This window comes from Acidocella sp. C78, from assembly GCF_907164655.1.
In genome coordinates, this window is record NZ_CAJQZK010000001.1 from 89,744 (window position 1) to 107,478 (window position 17,735).

Genomic DNA, 17,735 nt, shown 5'->3' on the forward strand with positions numbered 1-17,735 from the left:
GCCGCACCCTACACGCCGCGCGCGGGTGCGGCGCTGAGCTGCTCAAGGGCGAGCCCCCGCGCCTCGATCCCGCCGCGCAGCCGCCAGACCAGGATGGCGATGGCCCCCAGCGCCCAGAACGCGGCGAGCATGATCAGCGCCGCCGGCATCGAGCGCGCGCCGACATAGCCGACCAGGAACGGCGAGAGCGCCGCGCCCACCCGCCCCACCGCGACCGAGGCGCCAATCCCCGTCGCCCGCAGCGCGGTCGGGAACAGTTCCGAGAAGGTCGGATAGGCGGCGATCCAGCTTCCCGTCGCCAGCAGGTTCACCAGCGCGAAGCCGAGCATGATCCAGCCCGCGCCAAGCCCGGTCACGAGGGCGAACAGCACGAGACCGAGCGCGGTGGCGAGATAGAACCCGCCCACCGTCCAGCTCCGCCCGACCCGGTCGAGCAGCGCCGCCGCGGCCAGCCCGCCCACGGCGGCTCCCACGCTGCCGGCGAGATAGAACAGCGGCAGCCGGTCCGCCGGCAGATGCAGCGCCGGGAGAACAACGATCGGCAGGAAGGCGAACAGCCCGTAATATCCCGCTGCCTCGGCGAAATCGAGCGCCGCGCCGAGCAGCAGCCGGCCCGGATATTGCCGCGCCAGCCGCCCGAACTGCCCCGCCTCGCGGCGAATCCGGTGCGCGATCGGCACCGAGGCCGGCGGCGGCAACGAGGTCAGCCCCGCCTCGATCCCGGCGATGATGGCGCGCGCATCCTCCGCCCGTCCGGCATCGATCAGCCAGCGCGGGCTCTCCGGCAGATGCCGGCGAAACCAGGCGGCGGACAGCGCGATGACCCCGCCAAGCCCGAACACCACCCGCCAGCCCAGATCCGGCGGCAGCGCCGAGAGCACCAGCCAGGCCAGCAGCGCCGCGATGAAACTGCCCAGCGGCCAGAAATTCAGCACGATCGCCGCCGCCCGCCCGCGCGAGCGGCTCGGCACCAGCTCGGCGATCGCCGCGTTGATCGCCGAATATTCCGCGCCGACGCCAATGCCGCCCAGCAGCCGCAGCGCCAGCAGCGCAAGCAGGTTCGGCGCGAACGCCGTCGCCAGCGTCGCCACGCCATACAGAACGAGGCTGGCCAGAAACACCCGCCGCCGCCCGAACCGGTCGGACAGCGCGCCAAACCCCGCCGCCCCGATCATCAGCCCGACGAACCACGCCGCCAGAATGACCGACATCGCGTTGCTGCCGAGCCCGAAATGCTGCCGCAGCGCCCCCAGCACATTGCCGATCAGCGTCACCTCGAACGCATCCAGCGCCCAGCCCAGGCCGAACAGCAGCACCGCCATCGTGTGAAACCGGTTCCAGCGAACCGTCGAAAGCGTCTCCAGCAGGCGGTTCGCGGCGCCAGTATCGGCGGCGTCGTGTCCGGGTCCGGTCGAACTCATCGGCGTGTCTCTCCTGTGCGGGGCGTCAGTCCGGCGTCGCGACGCCGTCCGGCCAACGAGCCGGCATACACCTTACGTTGCCCGCTTCAGGATGGTTACACCTCCGATCCGCCGTTTTTTTTCCGCCCCGCCCGCCGCCGTCTCGGAGCATCACCCGATCAGATGAGTCCATCTGATCGGATGATGCTCTAGAGCACTTTCCGATCCATCCGGATCGGATGTAGTGCTCTATGATATTGATATTCAGAGCATCTTTATCCGATCAGATGAGTCCATCTGATCGGATGATGCTCTATCCCGGCCGCGCGCCGCCGGCGGCCATCGCCATCGCCCCGGCCTGCGCTATCGGCGCGGCCTGCGGCATCGGGCCGGCCAGCCGCACCTCCGAAACCGGCAGGGCGAGTTCCGCCCCGTGACGCTGCACGATCCGCCCCAGCTCGATCAGCAGCCGCTCCTGGATCGCGAGCGACTCCGCCCACACCACGGTGCGGGTGAAGCACCACACCATGATCTGCAACGCATGGGTTCCGTACTGGTCGAAATACACCATCGCGCCGAGCGACTGGTCGATGTCCGGGTGGTTGTCGACATGCTGGCGGCACGCCTCGGTGATCGCCTCCAGCCGGTCGAAATCGGCGTAGCGGATCGCGATCGTGGTGCTGATCTGCCGCGCCTGCATCCGCGGCGGCGTCTGCACCACCGATGAATTGAAAATCTGGTTCGGCACGTAGTACGGCCTGGTGTCGAAGCCGCGCAGCGTGGTGGTCCGCCAGCCGATATGCTCGACCGTGCCATACACGTTCTGCGCCGGCAGCACGATCCACTCGCCCACCTTGAACGGCCGGTCGAGATAGACCACCAGCGCGCCGAACAGGTTGGCGGTCACGCCCTGGGCGGCGAAGCCGACCGCGATGCCGGCCACCCCGCCAAAGGCGAGCAGGCTGGCGATCGAGAAATTCAGCACTCGCAACACCATCATCCCGATCACCGCGACCACGAGAATCCGCGTGATCTTGCCGATCGCGTCGATCAGCATCGGGTCCGGCGTCTCGCCGCGTTTCGCCGCGACATGCGCCGGATAGGCGCGCTCGCCCACCGCGATCACGCGCAGCGCCGCCCAGGCGATCGCGAGCAGCATCACCACCTTCAGAATCACCGGCAGCACGCCGAGCAGCCCGACCAGGCGCAGCGGCGTCGCCACCGCGAGCGCCGCGAAATACAGCGCCAGCGCCCAGATCGCGACCACCACCGGCAACCCGAGACGAACGAAGATCGCCGCGCGCATCCGGTGCCCGTGCCGGTCCGACCAGCGCGCCAGAACCCCCAGCGCCGCGCGCGCCGCCGCGCTGCCGCCGATGCCCAGCAGCAGCGCGACCGCGACGCCGATGATGGTCGAGAGATGGGCCATCCAGAACGACGCCGTTCCTGCGACAACCTTTTGCATGTGGTCTTGCTCCTCCGCTGGTGCGCCCGGCCGGAAGCGCGCCGGGGCGGCGTCCGCGCGCAGCGCGGACCAGGGGCGCGAGGCGCGGCCAGCGGCCGGCGCTCACGCGGGATCGGGCGGCCGCCGGGGCGGCGCGGGTAGGGCAGAGGTAGGGGCCGGGGGCGGCGCTGTAAACCCGGCGGGCGCGAAACCGCTTTCGCCTTGCCCACCCCCCTTGTTTATGTTCTTGTTCCGTTCATGACGATCGCCCGCCGCTTCGCCGCCATCATCGAGGGGCTGTGCCGCGCCGTCGCCGCGCGGGCGGTGAAGGAGGCGTTCCTTGTGTTCGACCCCGTCAGTCCCGCCAGCCCCACCGACCCGAGCTTCGCCGTCCGGTTCTGGACCCATCTGCGCCGCCTCGCGCGCCGCTTCGCAGCCCTCGCCGCCGGCGCGCCGCCGCCGCGTCCCCGCGCCAGCCGCCCATCGGCGCCGCCCGAGCGCGCCCGCCCGCCCGCCCTGCCGCGCCGCCGCGGCTGGCTGCTCGCCCCGGTGCCCGAATCCCGTTGCAGCGCCAGCCAGCTCCGCGCCCTGCTCGACGATCCCGAAGCCCGCGCGCTGATCTGCGCCGATCCGCGCTTCGGCCGGCTGCTGCGCCCGCTCTGCAATACGCTGGGCATTCGCCTGCCGGCATATCTGGCGCCGGCCGCCTTGTCTGCCATCCGGCCGCGCGCGGTGCCGCAAGCACCGCATCCCGCCCCGCAAGCGCCGCCGCTTGCGGACGGTCCCGCGCCATCCGGCGCGCACGGGGCGCCGCGTCCCCTGGTCCATCCGCCGCCCGCGCCCGCCTGAGAAGCGGCGCCGTCCCGCTCCGCACCCACCGGGTCGCGGAGCAGCCGGCGCTGGGGCCGGATGCGCGGGCCGCCGCTCAGAGTTTCGCGGTCGTCTCCGCCGACGGCTTCGCCCGCCGCTCGCTGTAGCGGTCCACCAGATATTCCGCCCGGTCGCGCAGCAGCCAGGTGAAGCGGACCAGCTCCTCCATCACATCCACCAACCGGTCGTAATAGGCCGAGGGCAGCATCCGCCCGGCCGCGTCGAACTGCTCATAGGCCTTGGCGACACTCGACTGGTTGGGGATGGTGAACATCCGCATCCACCGCCCGAGCAGGCGCAGCGTGTTCACCGCGTTGAAACTCTGCGACCCGCCGGACACCTGCATCACCGCCAGAGCCCGCCCCTGGGTCGGCCGCACCGCGCCGATCTCGAGCGGTATCCAGTCGATCTGGTTCTTCATCACCCCGGTGATCGCGCCATGCATCTCCGGGCTGCACCAGACCTGCGCCTCCGACCATAGCGACAGCTCGCGCAGCTCCCGCACCTTCGGATGGTCGGGCGAAACGCTGTGCGCCACCGGCAGCTCCCGCGGGTCGAAAATCCGCGCCTCCGCCCCCATCAGCCCGAGCAGCCGCGCCGCCTCCTCGGTGAGAAACCGCGAATAGGAACGCTCGCGCAGCGAGCCATACAGCAGCAACACCCGCGGCCGGTGCGTCGCCCGCGAAGCGGGCTCCAGCCGCGCCGAATCGGGCAGCGCCAGACTCGCCCGATCGAGCGCTGGAAACCCATCCACGCCGCCATCCCTGAACCGCTCATCCTGCTGCATCGCGCGCCCCGCCAATTCCCATCCCGATATCCGACCGAACCCGATGGCGGAGGGAGCCGCAATCGATTGATCCGATCGAGCGTATTATTTTGATCGAAATACGATATCAAACAAGACAGACGACACGCTCATGGATAGCCCCCCATGCACCCCGATACACCGCTTCCTCCGCGGATCTCGTGACGAGCCGCCAGGCTGGCGGTAAAGAAGCGCGGCACCATGAGCAACATCGTCAGGCAGGTCCCTTTTCCGCGCGAGAGCACCATCGCCGGGTGGTTGCCCGATGCTGATCTTGCAGATGCCTTCGCCATAAACCTGATGAAGGAAGATGCAGCGCTGGGCATCGAGGCTCTCGCCCGCAGCGCGCTCGGCCATCCGGGGCCATGGTTCCGGGCCCTCCTGTCGGTCCGCGACCAGCTTGTCCGCCCGTTTGGCGTCAAATCCTCGCGTCAGCTGCGCGAGGAGGCCGCTGCAGACGGCGCGGCGCACATCGATTTCTTCAGGGTCATATCCATGTCGCGCGACGAGGTCATACTGGGAGAGGATGACCGGCACCTCGACTTCCGCGCCTCGCTACTGCTGCGGCCAAGGCGTGATACCGATGGCGCAGAGCTCATCGCAACGACCGTGGTGCACTGCCATAATCTCGTTGGCAGAGCCTATCTGTTTGCGATCGCTCCCTTTCATCGTCAGGTAATCCGCGCCAACCTCGCCGCCGCCGCCGGGCGCGGTTGGCGATAATATGCCACGGGCCGCCGCGACTGCGGTCTATCTGGCCAGCGACGGGTCCGGCTACGTCGTCGGCGCGGAACTGGTCGTTGACGGTGGCGTCTCGCAGATGTGAGGCCTAGCCTCGACGGCAAACAGGATGCCCGAAGGCGCGTTGGCGACAAAGCCGCATCGTTCGTCGCCACGATCTTCGGTTCAATGAAGGAGACGATCATGACCCTGCAATTCGGCATTCTTTGCTTTCCGGGCGTTCAGCAACTCGATCTGACCGGACCCTATGAGGTCTTCGCGTCAGCGCAAGGCGTGGAGGTCGAGCTTGTCTGGAAGGATGTCACCCCGCTGCGGGCTTCCACGGGTCTCTGGCTCGTGCCGGACCGTCGTCTGGCCGAAGCACCTCGCTACGATCTGATCTGTGTGCCGGGAGGCAGCGGCGTCAACGCTCTGTTGAGCGATCCGGAGGTGCTCGGCTTTCTTCGCGATCAGGCGATCACGGCGCAGTATGTCACGTCAGTCTGCACCGGGGCGCTTCTGCTTGGGCAAGCCGGATTGTTGACGGGTCGCCGTGCCACCACGCATTGGAATGCGCTCGATCTGCTCCAGCGGTTCGGAGCGACGCCAGTAGCGGCACGGGTGGTGCGCGATGGCAGGCTTATCACCGCAGGCGGCGTGACCTCGGGTATCGACTTCGGGCTCGCCGTGATTGCCGAACTATTGGGCCAGGATGAGGCGGAGACAATTCAGCTCTCCATGGAATATGCGCCGGCGCCGCCCTTCAGCGCGGGCGAGCCCGCCACGGCAAGGCCGGAGATCCTTGCCGCGGCTCGGCAGCGGTTGATTGCATCACGGCGGCAACGCGAGGCGCTGATCGCCCCCGGCTGACCGGGCAAAGCCCTGCTGAGCGCCCTCCTGTCTTACGGCGCGTCCGCGCCCGCGATCCCGTCCAGCGCGGCCAGGTCCGCGTCGGCCAGCTCCAGCCGGGCCGCGGCGAGATTTTCGTTCAGACCTGCATCGGCGAGGCCCCGAGACCTTCGGCAACCCTGGACAGCTCCCGCGACTGCAACGGCGAGAATCCGCCCAGCGGGAAGAACGGCACATAGGCGATTCCCTCGCGGGCAAGTTCGTCGATCAGCGCGTCATCCCCGCGATGCGCCAGGTTGTAGTGGTTCTGGACGCACGCGATCTCCGTGATTGCGCGCCCCTGCGCCACCTGCGCCGGCGTCACGCTGCTCAGCCCGATATGCCGGATCAGCCCCTTCTGCCAAAGTTCCGCGAGGATGGTGAGCGGCTCCTCGATCGAGCCCTCTTCGGGTCCGTGAATGCCATGCATGCTCCGGAAATTGACGAGTTCGAGAACGTCGAGGCCGAGGTTGCGGAGATTGTCGTGGACCGCAGCGGCAAGTTCCGCCGGTGAGAGCGCGGGCAGCCAAGTGAAGTGGACCCGGTAGCCGTTGCGATAGGTCGCGCGCTGCCGGTGCGCTCGTAGCGGCTGGCGCCGATCAGCCCATCCACATCCGTCTCCATCAGCAGTTGAACCACCGCCTCCGCGACGCTGCGCAGAAAATCGCCGTTCCCGGCTTTGGCCAGTAGCTCAGCTAGTGGTAATCTATCTTCGGTTATCGGGTTCTCCAGGCTTCAGGTTGAAGTCTCGCCACTCCACCATAGCCGACTGATCCGACTGATCCGATGGCCACCTCAAACTACACCGTTACGGGGCCCCAAAAGTCCACCTCGACCCAGGACACTACCAAAAATCCCCGCGATGGCCGCCAATCCCCCACCGACTTCAGTCTCTCAACGGTCACGGCGGCAGGCTGATCAGCAGCCTCCTACACCACCACCAAGGATATGATCCTACCCGCGAGTCGGAAGGTTCGCGAATTCCCGATTGGTCCAATTCGACGATTTGATCGCTCTGGGTGATTGCGCGTGTTGTCACGGGCTTCCTCGCCCGAACGCGCGCAGATACCCCCCCCCGTTGCCCGATCGTCTCAAATTAAAAACATTTCATATTTACGACCCGCACGTCTTGAAAAACATGAAAAATTTGATTAAACGTTACCCGATACGTAACAGAAACATGTATTTTAATAAAATATATATTTTTTAGCGTTGTCTAATTCTGCTACAAAGTAGGCGTAAATAATTGAAAATATGCAGAATATCATTATCGCCAGCGCTTCAATGTTATTTAGGCATAATTATTGCAGAAAATTTAATGGCTGTGGCGGGCGGTCGGCGAAAGTTGGCACGTCTTCAGGCTGGGGACGTTGGGTCGAGCTGGGGTGATGGAGAGATGATGAAAGTTGACTCGCGTTCGATGTCGCATCGCGCCGACGGAAGGGTGCCGCGCACGCGGTTGATATTTTCATGCCTGGCCAACCTGTTTCCATACCCTTGCAATGCCGGGGGTGGGGTCAGGGCGGCAGGTACGGGAGGCGGTTGTCCAGCGGCAGCATCATTCGCCGGCTCGTTACCGGCGGCACTCTCGGTATTTTTTGAAGGTTGAGGGAGATCACGCATATGCTGAGCTATCAGGCTCTGCCTACCCTGCGCCACCGTGTTCAAATTGCTCCGGGCGACCGCTTCAAACGTGTGTCTGACATTGTGGCGGCTACAATTCTCCTTTTGTTGGCCTCGCCGATATTCGCAATCATCGCCTGTCTGGTCGCGCTGGATGGCGGGCCGGTTTTTTTCGCTCATTGGCGCGTGGGGCGGAACGGCGTTCCGTTCCCCTGCTTCAAGTTCAGAACGATGATGATGGGCGCCGACCACTGCCTCGCCGAATATCTCGAACTGCACCCGGAGGCGAAACACGAGTGGCAGGGCGCTCACAAACTCATGCACGATCCGCGGATTACTGGGATTGGCCGTGTGCTCCGCGCGCTGAGCCTCGATGAACTGCCGCAGCTCTGGAATGTGCTCCGCGGCGAGATGAGTCTTGTCGGTCCGCGGCCGGTGACCCAGGCGGAAATCAACGCCCACTATCGGGACGCTGCCGAAACCTGTCTTTCGGTGAGACCTGGGCTGACCGGCCCCTGGCAGGTCATGGGCCGCAATGCGCTGACATACGAGGCGCGCGTCAGCCTCGATGTTGCCTATGTCCGCAGCCGCTCTTTCGTTCGCGACATCGTTATCCTGGCAAAGACATTCGGTGCCGTGGTCGAGGGGAGCGGACAGTGACAGCGCTTCCTTCCCGTGGCGCGGGTATTTCGGTGTTGATGACGATCGGTGCCGCCGACAGTGCATCGTCTCTGCGCGATTCGCTCACGAGCTTGTTTGCCCAGACTGAGCCTCCTGAACAACTCGTCATCGTCGTGGACGGCCCGATTGATGATGAGCAGGACCGCGTGCTGCACGATTTCGTGGGCGACGGAAGGATTTCGGATGTCCGAGTCATCCGGCTCGATCGTAATGTCGGGCGTGTCGGGGCGCTGAATTCAGGCATTCCGCATTGTTCCGGCGAGTGGGTGATGCGGATGGATAGCGGCAATGTCTGCCGGCCAGACCGGGTTGCCCTTCAGCGTCGCTATCTTGAGGTGCATCCCGAAACGGACGTTTTGTCGGCGTGGTGCAGCGAGTTCGATGAGATTTCCGGGCGACGTTTTCTTAAGTCTTCACCGGTCGATCACGACAACATTGCTGCCGTTTTGCGATGGCGCAATGTTCTGGTGCACCCGGCTACGGTGGTTCGCAGATCGCGCCTTCTCGAGGTGGACGGCTACCGTGCCGAATATAGCAGGATGGAGGATTATGACCTCTATGTTCGCCTCGTTCTTGCCGGCGCCCGCTTCCATGCCTTGCCCAAGGCCCTTCTCGATGTACGGAAGAACAAAGCTGCGTATACCCGCCTTGGTGGTTTTGGCTATGTCCGTAGTGAGTTGAGGTTTCGCCTGTTCTGCTACCGCGCCGGTTTCCTGTCTTTGCCGCAGTTTGCCTTCCTCGTGACGGCGATGATCGTATTCCGGATGCTTGGCCATCGGATGCGGGCTGCCCTCTACCCTCTGGTTCGCGTGCCTGCGCCGGATCTGAGCTAGGACGTGCTTGGCTTCGCTAGGAAGTGCTTGGCTTCCATCACATTAATTCTATTATGGGTTGCATAATTAATTCAAATTTGCTATCCTTAGTTTAATAATTTCTTAACCATAATAGGGTGGAATGAGTTCCACCCCGTAATGGACGACCTATCCGCCGATGGTTAAGGTAACCTCCGTCTTTCTAGTTGGCCGCTGATGGGACCAAGAAGACGAAAAAACCGACACCAACTCACCTGCTATCAATCTGGTATAAACTGGATCGGAAACAGATACCCCATCAGGAAATCCAATTTTCTGCAGTGCTGTTTCGTATTCATCAGGGAACATGGCCATAAGACCAGTGGAGAACTTCAAATTGGGATATTGCCTAGGATCTTCGATTTTCTTGAAACCTAGCCGCCTATACATCGGCATATGTTGGGTTCGTACTGCATTTATCATTAGGTCAGCATCGAAATAGAGTCTCAAATAAGCAACCATACGGAAGGCAGCAATGATAAGTGATCGATCATTTGCAAAAGCGGGCGCGCTTGCAAAGCGGTTAATTTCAATTACGCGGCCAGAGCGACCGATACGCATTTCTGCTCGGCCAAGTGATAAAATCTCTGCACCGAAAATATCCATGGAAGGAATTTTGCTCGCGCTGGCCGAGCGTCCTTCAAGATCAAGCAAAGTGACACGAATTGTGGCCGCTGGCTTGTGTTCTCGGTATATGATGACAGTCCGACTGTTCGACGCAGCATCGTAGTCATCAAGAAAAAGTTCATCGCTATGAGCTTCAATATACCCATAAGACAAATATCCATCATAGCGTATTTTGGCAGCTTGCTCCAGAAATTCTGGAGTTGTTACGATACGCGCGGTCGTATCTTGGGTTTCTGGAATGGCGAGTATGGTTTTACGACGTCGCAGTTCACTATTGGAACAAATGTAGGCATCCATTTTGGATCTCCTGAATCTAAGGGCAGGGTTCATCAAAACCTATCAACATTATATGATATAATTTTTTCAATTTTTAGTATAAAAAACATTACAACCCACATCTTTGGGTCGATTTAGATGGGACGTTGGCGCCGCATTTTTGGACATTTTCGAATGTTCTATAATTTCAGACAATTATTTCGAAATAAAATTTTCTTTTCAAAACTCATCCCGGAGTCTTTTGTAACCTCCGTCCAAATCTCTCAAATTGACACCCGCGCTCGTCTCAGTATAAAAATGGCAGCTATTGGCGAAATTACCCTAGTTGCTTTTACTTACAGTTTTTTAGGTGGCCTAGTAGATAGAATACTTATACCTTTTGTATTTTTACTTTCTATTTGTTACGGCGCACTGATTTTTCTTGGTCAATTTTGGATAAGAAGCCGCCGCAAAGCTGAGCTTCTGAAAATTTTTTTTAGAATCTACGGAGCCCTGCAATTTTTGATCGGTTTTGGTTGGGGGGGGTAATAATCTCTACGCTACCGCACAGCAACTCTGTGCAAATGGCTCAAATCTATGCCATCTTGATCGGGTTGATTTCGACGGCAGTGTTTGCGGGGCCAGTTACATTTTCATTGTTGTTTTGGACCCCGTTAGTGACGGGTTCAATGATAGCACTGTTGCTACCAGGATCCCACACAAGCGTTGCAACACTCGTGGGGATCGCTGCATACGATGTCGTCTCGTTTATCCTTATCATCGAACTTAGCCGGAAGCTGGTCGAGCGGGAAGTCGGCGCCATCCGGATCGCCAGGCTGAAAGAGGAAACAGAAATCCTTCTTCGCGATTTTCAGCAGGGCGCAAGCGACTGGTTGTTCGAGCTTGACGGCAGTCTGGCGATTGTAAACCCCTCGGAACGGTTCTGTGAGGTCGCCCGACGTAGCGCGTCGGCGATGCGGATCAATCTCCGCACTCTTCTGCTCGATGGTGATGGATCGATTTTCCGGCATAAGGACGAAGCGATCGACAAACTGATGGAGCAACTCGAATCACATCTCCCCTTCCGTGACGTGATCGTCTCAATTCCTTTCGATGGAGAATTGCGCTGGTGGGATCTTTCTGCCAAGCCAATTTTCAGGGAAACTGGTGAGCTTGCCTGTTATCGCGGCGTCGGACGTGACATAACAGACCTGCATCGCTCCCGGGAACGAGTTACCTATCTCGCCCGCCATGATCCCCTTACGACCTTGTTCAACCGGGATATGTTCGCAGTTGCCCTTGCGCAGGCGATCAACGACGCTGAACAGGCGCCGGCGGCCCTTTTGTGCGTCGATCTCGACTACTTCAAGACGGTGAATGATAGTTTCGGTCACGCGGTGGGCGACAACCTTCTCCGCGCGGCCGCGGAACGCCTTTGTGGGTGTGTGCGGGGGCGGGACATGGTGTTTCGCCTTGGCGGCGATGAATTCGCCATCATCGTACCCGGCGTGCAACGGCCGGAGGTGGCTTCGATTGCAGCGCGGATCGTCGAGCATCTTGGCCAGCCCTTTCGGATCAGGAGTCTGACGATGACCGTCGGCGTATCAGTCGGAATTGCCATGCTGCCGAACGACGCGCGAACGCCGGAAGGCATTCACCACTGCGCGGATCTTGCACTCTACCAGGCCAAGGTCGAGGGTCGCGGCCGGTTCAATTTCTTCAATTCTGATACTCAGGACGCCATTACGCGACGGATCGCCATTCATGCCGATCTCAAAAATACTGCGATACGAAACCAGCTCTTTCTCGACTACCAACCCATTGTGGATTTGAGCACGGGCGCGCCAGTGGCTATGGAGGCACTTGTCCGATGGCGCCATCCGGCACGAGGTATCATCAGCCCTGGCGAGTTCATCTCGATCGCGGAGGATAGCGGTCTCATCGGGATGATTGGCAAATACGTCATCGACATGGCCTGCCAAACCGCGGCTCAATTGACACCAGGCCTTCAAGTCACGATCAATCTTTCGCCGCGGCAATTGCGGGATGAAACGCTGCCCGACAAGATCGCCGAAGTTATGGCGCAGAATGGACTAGGCCCAGGCCGCATCGCTTTTGAAATCACCGAAACATGTTTGCTCGACATCAGCGGTCATAGTCTTGACTTGCTCGACCGGATCCGCGCTCTAGGCTGCAACATCATACTCGATGATTTTGGAACAGGCTATTCCTCGTTCCGGCCGATACACGAGTATAGGTTCGATCGTATCAAGATTGCCCAGGCCTTGCTGGAAGACGTATTTCTGCATACCAATGGCCGCGTGATTCTTGAGACGGTTATTAGTATGGGGCAGCGCATCGGCATAGACATGATTGCCGAAGGTATCGAAACCGAGAATCAGGCTGGTTTGCTTCGCAGCCTTGGGTGTCCATTCGGCCAAGGCTACTGGTTTTCCCGACCAATCAGCAACGTCCACTTGCTACAAAACTATGGTGTAGCCGGCACATCCGTTGGTTGAGAGATAACCCCTGTGGTCTGAGCCCCAAGTTCCCGCCATTCACGAGTAGAGTCTCATCCCCGAGTGATGCCCACGATTGGGCGTAGGTGCAACAGCCGGGTTGGGGGTTAACCCCCAACCCGGCGCGCCGCTGATTTTTCCCGCCACCTCTGCCGGGGTTTTGTTGCCCAGGCTCGAATGGGGGCGGTGATGATTGTAGTCGTGACGCCAGGCGGCCAGCACGGACCTCGCTTGAGGCAGGCTCGTGAACAAGGTCTCGTTCAGGCACTCGTCCCGGAGCCGGGCGTTGAAGCTTTCGACGAACCCGTTTTGCTGGGGCTTGCCGGGCGCGATGTAATGCCATTCCACGTTCCGCTCTTTCGACCAGCGCAGGATCGACATGCTGGTGAGCTCAGTGCCGTTGTCGCTGACCACCATGACCCGACTTGAACAGCGACCTGAAAATAGTCCAATGAAAACAGCCATGTATTGTGGGCGCGTGGTTTCTTAGCACCACACCCTGCGGCTTTCGGGAGGATTTGGATCAGGAAGCGGATGCGTCTCGCACGTTGGCTGGCAGGGCGACGCCGGCGGCCTTGAAGATCGGCCCGATCGAGTTGGTTGCTGGGGTGCGCAGGACGATCTGCTGCCCGCGCTTGCTGATGGTGACCTCCTGGAGGCGGTCGAGATCACGCAGGAGATCGGCCCATTCGACGCGCTTGCCGGCCCGGCGGAGTTTTTCGTCGAGCGCCTGGTGCAGGATCAGCGCGAGGAACGAGCAGAAGACGTGGCCGCGGATGGCGGCGTCGGAGGAATGGTAGATTGGCCGGGTGCGCATTGTCGCCTTCGCGACACGGAACAGCCGTTCGACATTCTGCAGGTCCCGGTAGCGGATCACCGCCTGCAGCGGTGAAATCCGGGCGTTGGAGCGCAGCACGAAGACGCCGTCGAAGCGGGCTTCCTCGGCGAGCTTGCCGGCGTCGATCTCGAACAGCTTGTGCTTGCGGCCGGGCTTTGCGTCACTGACCGGGCGCAGGAAGCGGCGATAGGCGGAGTTGCCGATCAGCGCCTTATCGCCGCGCGTCAGCTGACGATCGAGGGCGGCGACCACCTTGCGCCTGGTCTCGGCCTCTTCGATGGCCACCGCCTCGTTGCGGCAGACGATATAGCGCTTGCCCGCGACCTTGACCTCCTTGATGAAGAGCTGGGTCTCGTCGCCACCGGCGCGCTCGAGGCAGAGCGGGGTGTAGGGGCGCTCATCGGCCAGCACCACCTCGCGGACGATGCGGTCGGTGCGTTCCCTTGCGCCGAGCACGTATTCCAGCCCGCGCTCCTCCAGCGCGGCGATCGTCGCGGCACTGATCATGCCGCGATCGGCGACGACGCAGACCCGGCCGATGCCGAAGCGCGACCGCAGGCGGTCGATCACCGGCACCAGCACCGAGACATCGGCGGTGTTTCCTGGCCACATCTCGGTGCAGATTGGCCTTCCGTCCTGATCGATCACCACGCCGAGGATCATCTGCGCGAGCTGTGGGCGGTAATCCTTGGAGTGGCCCCGCGCGCCCAGCGTCTCGCCGCCGGCACCTTCGAAATACAGCGAGGTGGTGTCCATGAACACGACCGAGAGGTCGGTGAACAGATCATGCCGTCGGGCGAAGAGACGCTCTTCCACCAGATCCTTCACCGTCCGTGGCGCAAAGGGCGTGGCATCCCCCTGTTCCTCGTCCGGCAGCTCTTCGCCGAGCCAGGCCATGGCGCGGTAGAGGTGATGCAGGCCGAGCTCCTCGGTGCCGGGAATGTCGTAATCCTCGAGCCATTTGTCGCAGGCGCGATCCGAGCCCGAGACCATGATCCGGTGGAGCACGGTGGCGAACACCGCGCGCTCGACCGGGAACTCGAACTGCCGCCCGGCCAGCAGCTCCTCGAACACAGCAGCGATCCCGCTCTCCTGCCACAGTCGGCCGAACAACAGCGGCGCGCCGATCCGCTTGCAGCTCAGCCCGTCCGGATTGCCTGCCGCCAGCTGGGCCAGGACCGAGGCACGGTCGGCATAGCGCGCGATCGAGGCGGCGAGGCGGTCGAGACCTCCATCGGCCAGGACGACTTCCTTCCGGCCCAGGTTCTTGATGATGCGCTGCTTGCTGCGCCCGTCCTCACGGACGCTCTCGACCAGATAAAGGTAGCTGTAGCCGTTGATTCGCTTCTCGCGCACGAACATGCCGAATTGGCAGCCGAAAACCAATCATAAATCAAGTTAAAAGAAGCAATTTGCGCAATTATTTAGCACCACGTTTTTGCAAAATCCCGACGTGCCTACGAAAATCTCGAGTGAAATCAAAGATCTCAACTTACGATACCGTATCGTTCCGGGTTTGACTGTTTAAGTCGGGTCAGGCTCTCAACGGTCACGGCGGCAAGCTGATCAGCAGCCTCCTACACCACCACCAGGGACATGACGCGGCCCCCTTGGGATTTTCGGCATTGCGGGTAACCCGTGTTCGCGGTCATGAGGCACATTTGGCTGTGTGTGGCTTGGGCAAGTGGTTGAATTGGTTGGATTGAATGATCGTGGAGTGGGCGGAATCTGCGCCAACACATAGACACACGACTCTCGGCCTTGTGTCTTTTATAACCTGACGAGATACGCTATTCGATAGGCATGTATCTGCGTGTCACCCAGCGCCGGAACCGCGACGGCTCCACGGTCCGCTACTATGGGCTCGCGGAGAACGTCTGGAACACCGACAGCAAGCGGTCGGAGACCCAGGTGATCCACAGTTTCGGCCGTGCGGATCAACTCGATCGCGCCGCTCTCGAGCGGCTGGTGCGCAGCATCAACCGTGTGCTGGGCGATGACGAGCAGGTCGGTGATGGCGCGCCGGCAGGCACCGCGCCGCCCGATATCGAGATCGACGCCGCCTTCGAGTTCGGCATTCCGCTGACAGCGCGGCATCTGTGGGAGGAACTCGGCATCGGCCCGGCGGTCAGGGATTGCCTGAGCAAGGCGGAGCTCACCGCTCCGCATGAGGCGGCGTTGTTCGCGATGGCGGCGAACCGGCTCGATGATCCAGGCTCGAAGCGTGCCTGCGCGGAGCGGTGGCTCACCGACACTGCCTGGCTGCCGGAGGCGACTGATTTGACGGTCGACCACCTCTACCGCGCCCTCGATGTTCTGGCGGTCTGGGCCGACGCGATCGAGCGGGCGGTGTTCCTGCGGGCCGCCGACCTGTTCCGCCTCGATGTCGATCTGATCTTCTATGACACCACGACGGCCTATTTCGAGATCGACGAGGCCGACGAGACCGAGCAAGTCTGGGCCGGGCGGCTGTTCGCCCCGCTGCGCCGGCGCGGCCACAGCAAGGAAGGACGCGACAATCAGCCGCAGGTGATCATCGCCATGGCGGTGACACGGGACGGCATGCCGGTTCGCTCCTGGGTGCTGCCGGGCGACACCGCCGATGTCGCGACGGTGGCGAGGATCAAGGAGGATCTGCGCGCCTGGAACCTTGGGCGCTGCCTGTTCGTCGGCGACGCTGGCATGTATTCGGCGGACAATCTGATGGCGCTGAGCAAGGGGCTCGGCCACTACATCCTGGCGGTGCCGATGCGCCGGCTGCGCGATGTGGATGAGGCGGTTCTGACCCGACCGGGGCGCTATCGGAAGGTTGCCGACAATCTTCAGGCCAAGGAGGTCGTGGTCGGCGACGGTGAGCGGCGCAAGCGTTACGTTCTTTGCCTGAACCCTGAGGAAGCCGAGCGGCAGCGCCAGCATCGCGACGAGGTTCTGGCCGGCCTGCGCGCCGAACTGGCGTTGCTCGCCGCACGTGATGCCGAGCATCCCAAGGCCGCCTGCGCACTGCTCACCTCGCGCCGCTACGGCCGCTACCTGAGCACGGATGCGGCCGGCAGGCCGCATCTGGATTCCGGAAAGATCGCCCATGCCGCCCGCTTCGACGGCAAGTTCGTCGTGATCACCAACGACGACACGCTGTCCACCGAGGACGTCGCCCTCGGCTACAAAGGCGGGACCATCATCGAAGCCTGCTTCCGGCGGATGAAGCAGACCGGGCTCGAGGTCCGGCCGATGTATCACTGGAGCCCGCGCCGGATCGAGGCGCATGTCCGGCTCTGCGTCCTTGCCCTGCAGATACAGCGCTCGGCGGAGTTGCGCTGCGGCCTTCCCTGGGCGCGGATCGCCCACATCCTGGCCGGCCTCAAGGCGGTCCGCTATCAGATCGCCGGCCGGACTATTGTTCAGCGCACGAAAATCAGCCCCGAAGCTGCCGAGATCCTGAAAAATCTTGGAATATCAAAGCCAAAGAAGCTGCTCACAGTCATCGAGCCGCCGCAGGCCAAGGCCGCCTCATAGATACACGCTCCGATTCCGCATCGAAAATCCATCGGAAAATAGACAGACTTTCCTCACGTCTGCCTCATGACCGCGAACCCGGGGGTAACAGGCAACGCCAAGTTCGCGCGCAGGCCGGCAAGCTTGATATCAGAGCGTGCCAGCCACCCGAATTTGGACGAGAGACCCGCTTGCCAAGCCGTACGAAGCTGACTAGAAGGCTCAACACGGAGTGCGGGCGTAGCTCAGGGGTAGAGCACAACCTTGCCAAGGTTGGGGTCGTGGGTTCGAATCCCATCGCCCGCTCCAGATTTTATCAACGAAATCAACGCGTTAAGAACGGTCCTTCGGGGCCGTTTTTGCTTAGAGGGCCAAAGCCAGACGGTATTCTGCGCGCATTCAATGCAATCGGCGGGACGTTGCCGGATACTTTGTCGTGTCCTCGGTACTGTGCCGGAGACCATTATCCTATGGGAAACGGATTTGATGGTACTCGGCGAAGACTCGGCGGTCTGGAAATCCGGCCCGCGCAACGTCAAAATCCGGGGCCGCCTGAGAGTGCTTCGCAAGAGCGATTTCGGGAGCTATCGTCATATTGAATTTGTGGCGGATTTAGCCATCGAATATTAGGGGCGGCTTTATGGTTAGGTTATGCAAACTTTTTCGGCAAAATCGGCTTATCGACACGGCTCACTCTGGGCGCGCGTCCATTGAAAAGCATT

At 61.7% G+C, this 17,735-nt stretch carries 16 protein-coding genes, 1 tRNA gene and 2 pseudogenes; 11 read left to right on the forward strand and 8 right to left on the reverse strand.

Translation table 11 applies throughout. From position 1 onward, the window contains the following. Positions 1–8 precede the first annotated feature (8 nt). Together ACIDOCELLA78_RS97335 and ACIDOCELLA78_RS97340 are read right to left on the reverse strand one after the other, a co-directional pair. The gene (locus ACIDOCELLA78_RS97335) at positions 9–1,421 is read right to left on the reverse strand and encodes an MFS transporter (RefSeq protein WP_201727464.1); all 1,413 of its coding nucleotides are present in this window, start codon (positions 1,419–1,421) and stop codon (positions 9–11) included. Positions 1,422–1,713: 292 nt separating this feature from the next. Then, positions 1,714–2,865, reverse strand: a complete 1,152-nt coding sequence (locus ACIDOCELLA78_RS97340; protein ID WP_201727465.1) for a mechanosensitive ion channel family protein — start codon at positions 2,863–2,865, stop codon at positions 1,714–1,716. Between the two features lie 237 nt (positions 2,866–3,102). Between ACIDOCELLA78_RS97340 and ACIDOCELLA78_RS97345 the strand changes: the two genes are divergently transcribed. After that, the gene (locus ACIDOCELLA78_RS97345) at positions 3,103–3,693 is read left to right on the forward strand and encodes a hypothetical protein (RefSeq protein ID WP_201727466.1); all 591 of its coding nucleotides are present in this window, start codon (positions 3,103–3,105) and stop codon (positions 3,691–3,693) included. Between the two features lie 76 nt (positions 3,694–3,769). On the opposite strand, the gene arsH is transcribed toward ACIDOCELLA78_RS97345, so the two are convergent. Continuing rightward, a complete protein-coding gene (arsH, locus tag ACIDOCELLA78_RS97350) occupies positions 3,770–4,501 on the reverse strand; it encodes an arsenical resistance protein ArsH (protein ID WP_201727467.1) in 732 nt (243 codons plus the stop codon). A 219-nt stretch (positions 4,502–4,720) separates the two neighbouring features. Here arsH and ACIDOCELLA78_RS97355 point away from each other — a divergent pair, with 219 nt between their 5' ends. From ACIDOCELLA78_RS97355 to ACIDOCELLA78_RS97365, 3 genes are all read left to right on the forward strand, one after another. Further along, positions 4,721–5,242 (forward strand): DUF2867 domain-containing protein, encoded by a 522-nt coding sequence (locus tag ACIDOCELLA78_RS97355; protein ID WP_201727468.1) that lies wholly within the window; start codon positions 4,721–4,723, stop codon positions 5,240–5,242. Between the two features lies 1 nt (position 5,243). Then, complete coding sequence (locus tag ACIDOCELLA78_RS97360) at positions 5,244–5,345, forward strand: SDR family oxidoreductase (protein ID WP_249674872.1); 102 nt, start codon at positions 5,244–5,246, stop codon at positions 5,343–5,345. Between the two features lie 98 nt (positions 5,346–5,443). Further along, a complete protein-coding gene (locus ACIDOCELLA78_RS97365; protein ID WP_201727469.1) occupies positions 5,444–6,109 on the forward strand; it encodes a DJ-1/PfpI family protein in 666 nt (221 codons plus the stop codon). Positions 6,110–6,227: 118 nt separating this feature from the next. Here ACIDOCELLA78_RS97365 and ACIDOCELLA78_RS97370 read toward each other — a convergent pair whose 3' ends face one another. Further along, positions 6,228–6,653, reverse strand: coding sequence for an aldo/keto reductase (locus ACIDOCELLA78_RS97370; protein ID WP_307850846.1), 426 nt, complete (start codon positions 6,651–6,653; stop codon positions 6,228–6,230). A 15-nt stretch (positions 6,654–6,668) separates the two neighbouring features. Next, positions 6,669–6,847 (reverse strand): annotated as a pseudogene (locus ACIDOCELLA78_RS97375) (transposase); the annotation flags it as partial. A 903-nt stretch (positions 6,848–7,750) separates the two neighbouring features. Between ACIDOCELLA78_RS97375 and ACIDOCELLA78_RS97380 the strand changes: the two are divergent. Both ACIDOCELLA78_RS97380 and ACIDOCELLA78_RS97385 read left to right on the forward strand, forming a co-directional pair. Continuing rightward, on the forward strand, positions 7,751–8,410 hold the full coding sequence (locus tag ACIDOCELLA78_RS97380; protein ID WP_201727470.1) for a sugar transferase: 660 nt from the start codon (positions 7,751–7,753) through the stop codon (positions 8,408–8,410). Next, positions 8,407–9,264 carry a glycosyltransferase gene (locus ACIDOCELLA78_RS97385; protein WP_201727471.1) on the forward strand — a complete coding sequence of 286 codons (858 nt, stop codon included), beginning with the start codon at positions 8,407–8,409 and terminating at the stop codon, positions 9,262–9,264. The genes ACIDOCELLA78_RS97380 and ACIDOCELLA78_RS97385 overlap by 4 nt, the downstream gene beginning before the upstream one ends. 147 nt (positions 9,265–9,411) lie before the next feature. On the opposite strand, the gene ACIDOCELLA78_RS97390 is transcribed toward ACIDOCELLA78_RS97385, so the two are convergent. Next, the gene (locus tag ACIDOCELLA78_RS97390) at positions 9,412–10,206 is read right to left on the reverse strand and encodes an N-acyl amino acid synthase FeeM domain-containing protein (protein WP_201727472.1); all 795 of its coding nucleotides are present in this window, start codon (positions 10,204–10,206) and stop codon (positions 9,412–9,414) included. 117 nt (positions 10,207–10,323) lie between these two features. Between ACIDOCELLA78_RS97390 and ACIDOCELLA78_RS97395 the strand changes: the two genes are divergently transcribed. Next, a complete protein-coding gene (locus tag ACIDOCELLA78_RS97395) occupies positions 10,324–10,713 on the forward strand; it encodes a hypothetical protein (protein ID WP_201727473.1) in 390 nt (129 codons plus the stop codon). 35 nt (positions 10,714–10,748) lie between these two features. Further along, positions 10,749–12,683 (forward strand): bifunctional diguanylate cyclase/phosphodiesterase, encoded by a 1,935-nt coding sequence (locus ACIDOCELLA78_RS97400; RefSeq protein ID WP_201727474.1) that lies wholly within the window; start codon positions 10,749–10,751, stop codon positions 12,681–12,683. Between the two features lie 39 nt (positions 12,684–12,722). Here ACIDOCELLA78_RS97400 and ACIDOCELLA78_RS97405 read toward each other — a convergent pair. Both ACIDOCELLA78_RS97405 and ACIDOCELLA78_RS97410 read right to left on the reverse strand, forming a co-directional pair. Continuing rightward, positions 12,723–13,100: pseudogene (locus tag ACIDOCELLA78_RS97405) on the reverse strand (integrase core domain-containing protein); the annotation flags it as partial. Positions 13,101–13,206: 106 nt separating this feature from the next. After that, positions 13,207–14,883, reverse strand: a complete 1,677-nt coding sequence (locus ACIDOCELLA78_RS97410) for an IS1634 family transposase (RefSeq protein ID WP_201727475.1) — start codon at positions 14,881–14,883, stop codon at positions 13,207–13,209. A gap of 441 nt (positions 14,884–15,324) precedes the next feature. Between ACIDOCELLA78_RS97410 and ACIDOCELLA78_RS97415 the strand changes: the two genes are divergently transcribed. The 3 genes from ACIDOCELLA78_RS97415 (at position 15,325) to ACIDOCELLA78_RS97425 (ending at position 17,643) form a co-directional block, all read left to right on the forward strand. Beyond that, positions 15,325–17,034, forward strand: coding sequence for an IS1634 family transposase (locus ACIDOCELLA78_RS97415; protein WP_201727476.1), 1,710 nt, complete (start codon positions 15,325–15,327; stop codon positions 17,032–17,034). A gap of 213 nt (positions 17,035–17,247) precedes the next feature. Next, positions 17,248–17,322, forward strand: a tRNA-Gly gene (locus ACIDOCELLA78_RS97420). 177 nt (positions 17,323–17,499) lie between these two features. Further along, positions 17,500–17,643: a hypothetical protein gene (locus tag ACIDOCELLA78_RS97425; protein WP_201727477.1), complete on the forward strand. Its 144-nt coding sequence runs from the start codon at positions 17,500–17,502 to the stop codon at positions 17,641–17,643. Positions 17,644–17,735 lie beyond the last annotated feature (92 nt).

Coding starts and splice junctions, on each gene's coding strand:
- ACIDOCELLA78_RS97335 (WP_201727464.1), bottom strand. CDS start 1,421: ATGAGTTCGACCGGACCCGGACACGACGCCGCCGATACTGGCGCCGCG.
- ACIDOCELLA78_RS97340 (WP_201727465.1), bottom strand. CDS start 2,865: ATGCAAAAGGTTGTCGCAGGAACGGCGTCGTTCTGGATGGCCCATCTC.
- ACIDOCELLA78_RS97345 (WP_201727466.1), top strand. CDS start 3,103: ATGACGATCGCCCGCCGCTTCGCCGCCATCATCGAGGGGCTGTGCCGC.
- arsH (WP_201727467.1), bottom strand. CDS start 4,501: ATGCAGCAGGATGAGCGGTTCAGGGATGGCGGCGTGGATGGGTTTCCA.
- ACIDOCELLA78_RS97355 (WP_201727468.1), top strand. CDS start 4,721: ATGAGCAACATCGTCAGGCAGGTCCCTTTTCCGCGCGAGAGCACCATC.
- ACIDOCELLA78_RS97360 (WP_249674872.1), top strand. CDS start 5,244: ATGCCACGGGCCGCCGCGACTGCGGTCTATCTGGCCAGCGACGGGTCC.
- ACIDOCELLA78_RS97365 (WP_201727469.1), top strand. CDS start 5,444: ATGACCCTGCAATTCGGCATTCTTTGCTTTCCGGGCGTTCAGCAACTC.
- ACIDOCELLA78_RS97380 (WP_201727470.1), top strand. CDS start 7,751: ATGCTGAGCTATCAGGCTCTGCCTACCCTGCGCCACCGTGTTCAAATT.
- ACIDOCELLA78_RS97390 (WP_201727472.1), bottom strand. CDS start 10,206: ATGGATGCCTACATTTGTTCCAATAGTGAACTGCGACGTCGTAAAACC.
- ACIDOCELLA78_RS97395 (WP_201727473.1), top strand. CDS start 10,324: ATGGGACGTTGGCGCCGCATTTTTGGACATTTTCGAATGTTCTATAAT.
- ACIDOCELLA78_RS97400 (WP_201727474.1), top strand. CDS start 10,749: ATGGCTCAAATCTATGCCATCTTGATCGGGTTGATTTCGACGGCAGTG.
- ACIDOCELLA78_RS97410 (WP_201727475.1), bottom strand. CDS start 14,883: ATGTTCGTGCGCGAGAAGCGAATCAACGGCTACAGCTACCTTTATCTG.
- ACIDOCELLA78_RS97415 (WP_201727476.1), top strand. CDS start 15,325: ATGTATCTGCGTGTCACCCAGCGCCGGAACCGCGACGGCTCCACGGTC.
- ACIDOCELLA78_RS97425 (WP_201727477.1), top strand. CDS start 17,500: ATGGTACTCGGCGAAGACTCGGCGGTCTGGAAATCCGGCCCGCGCAAC.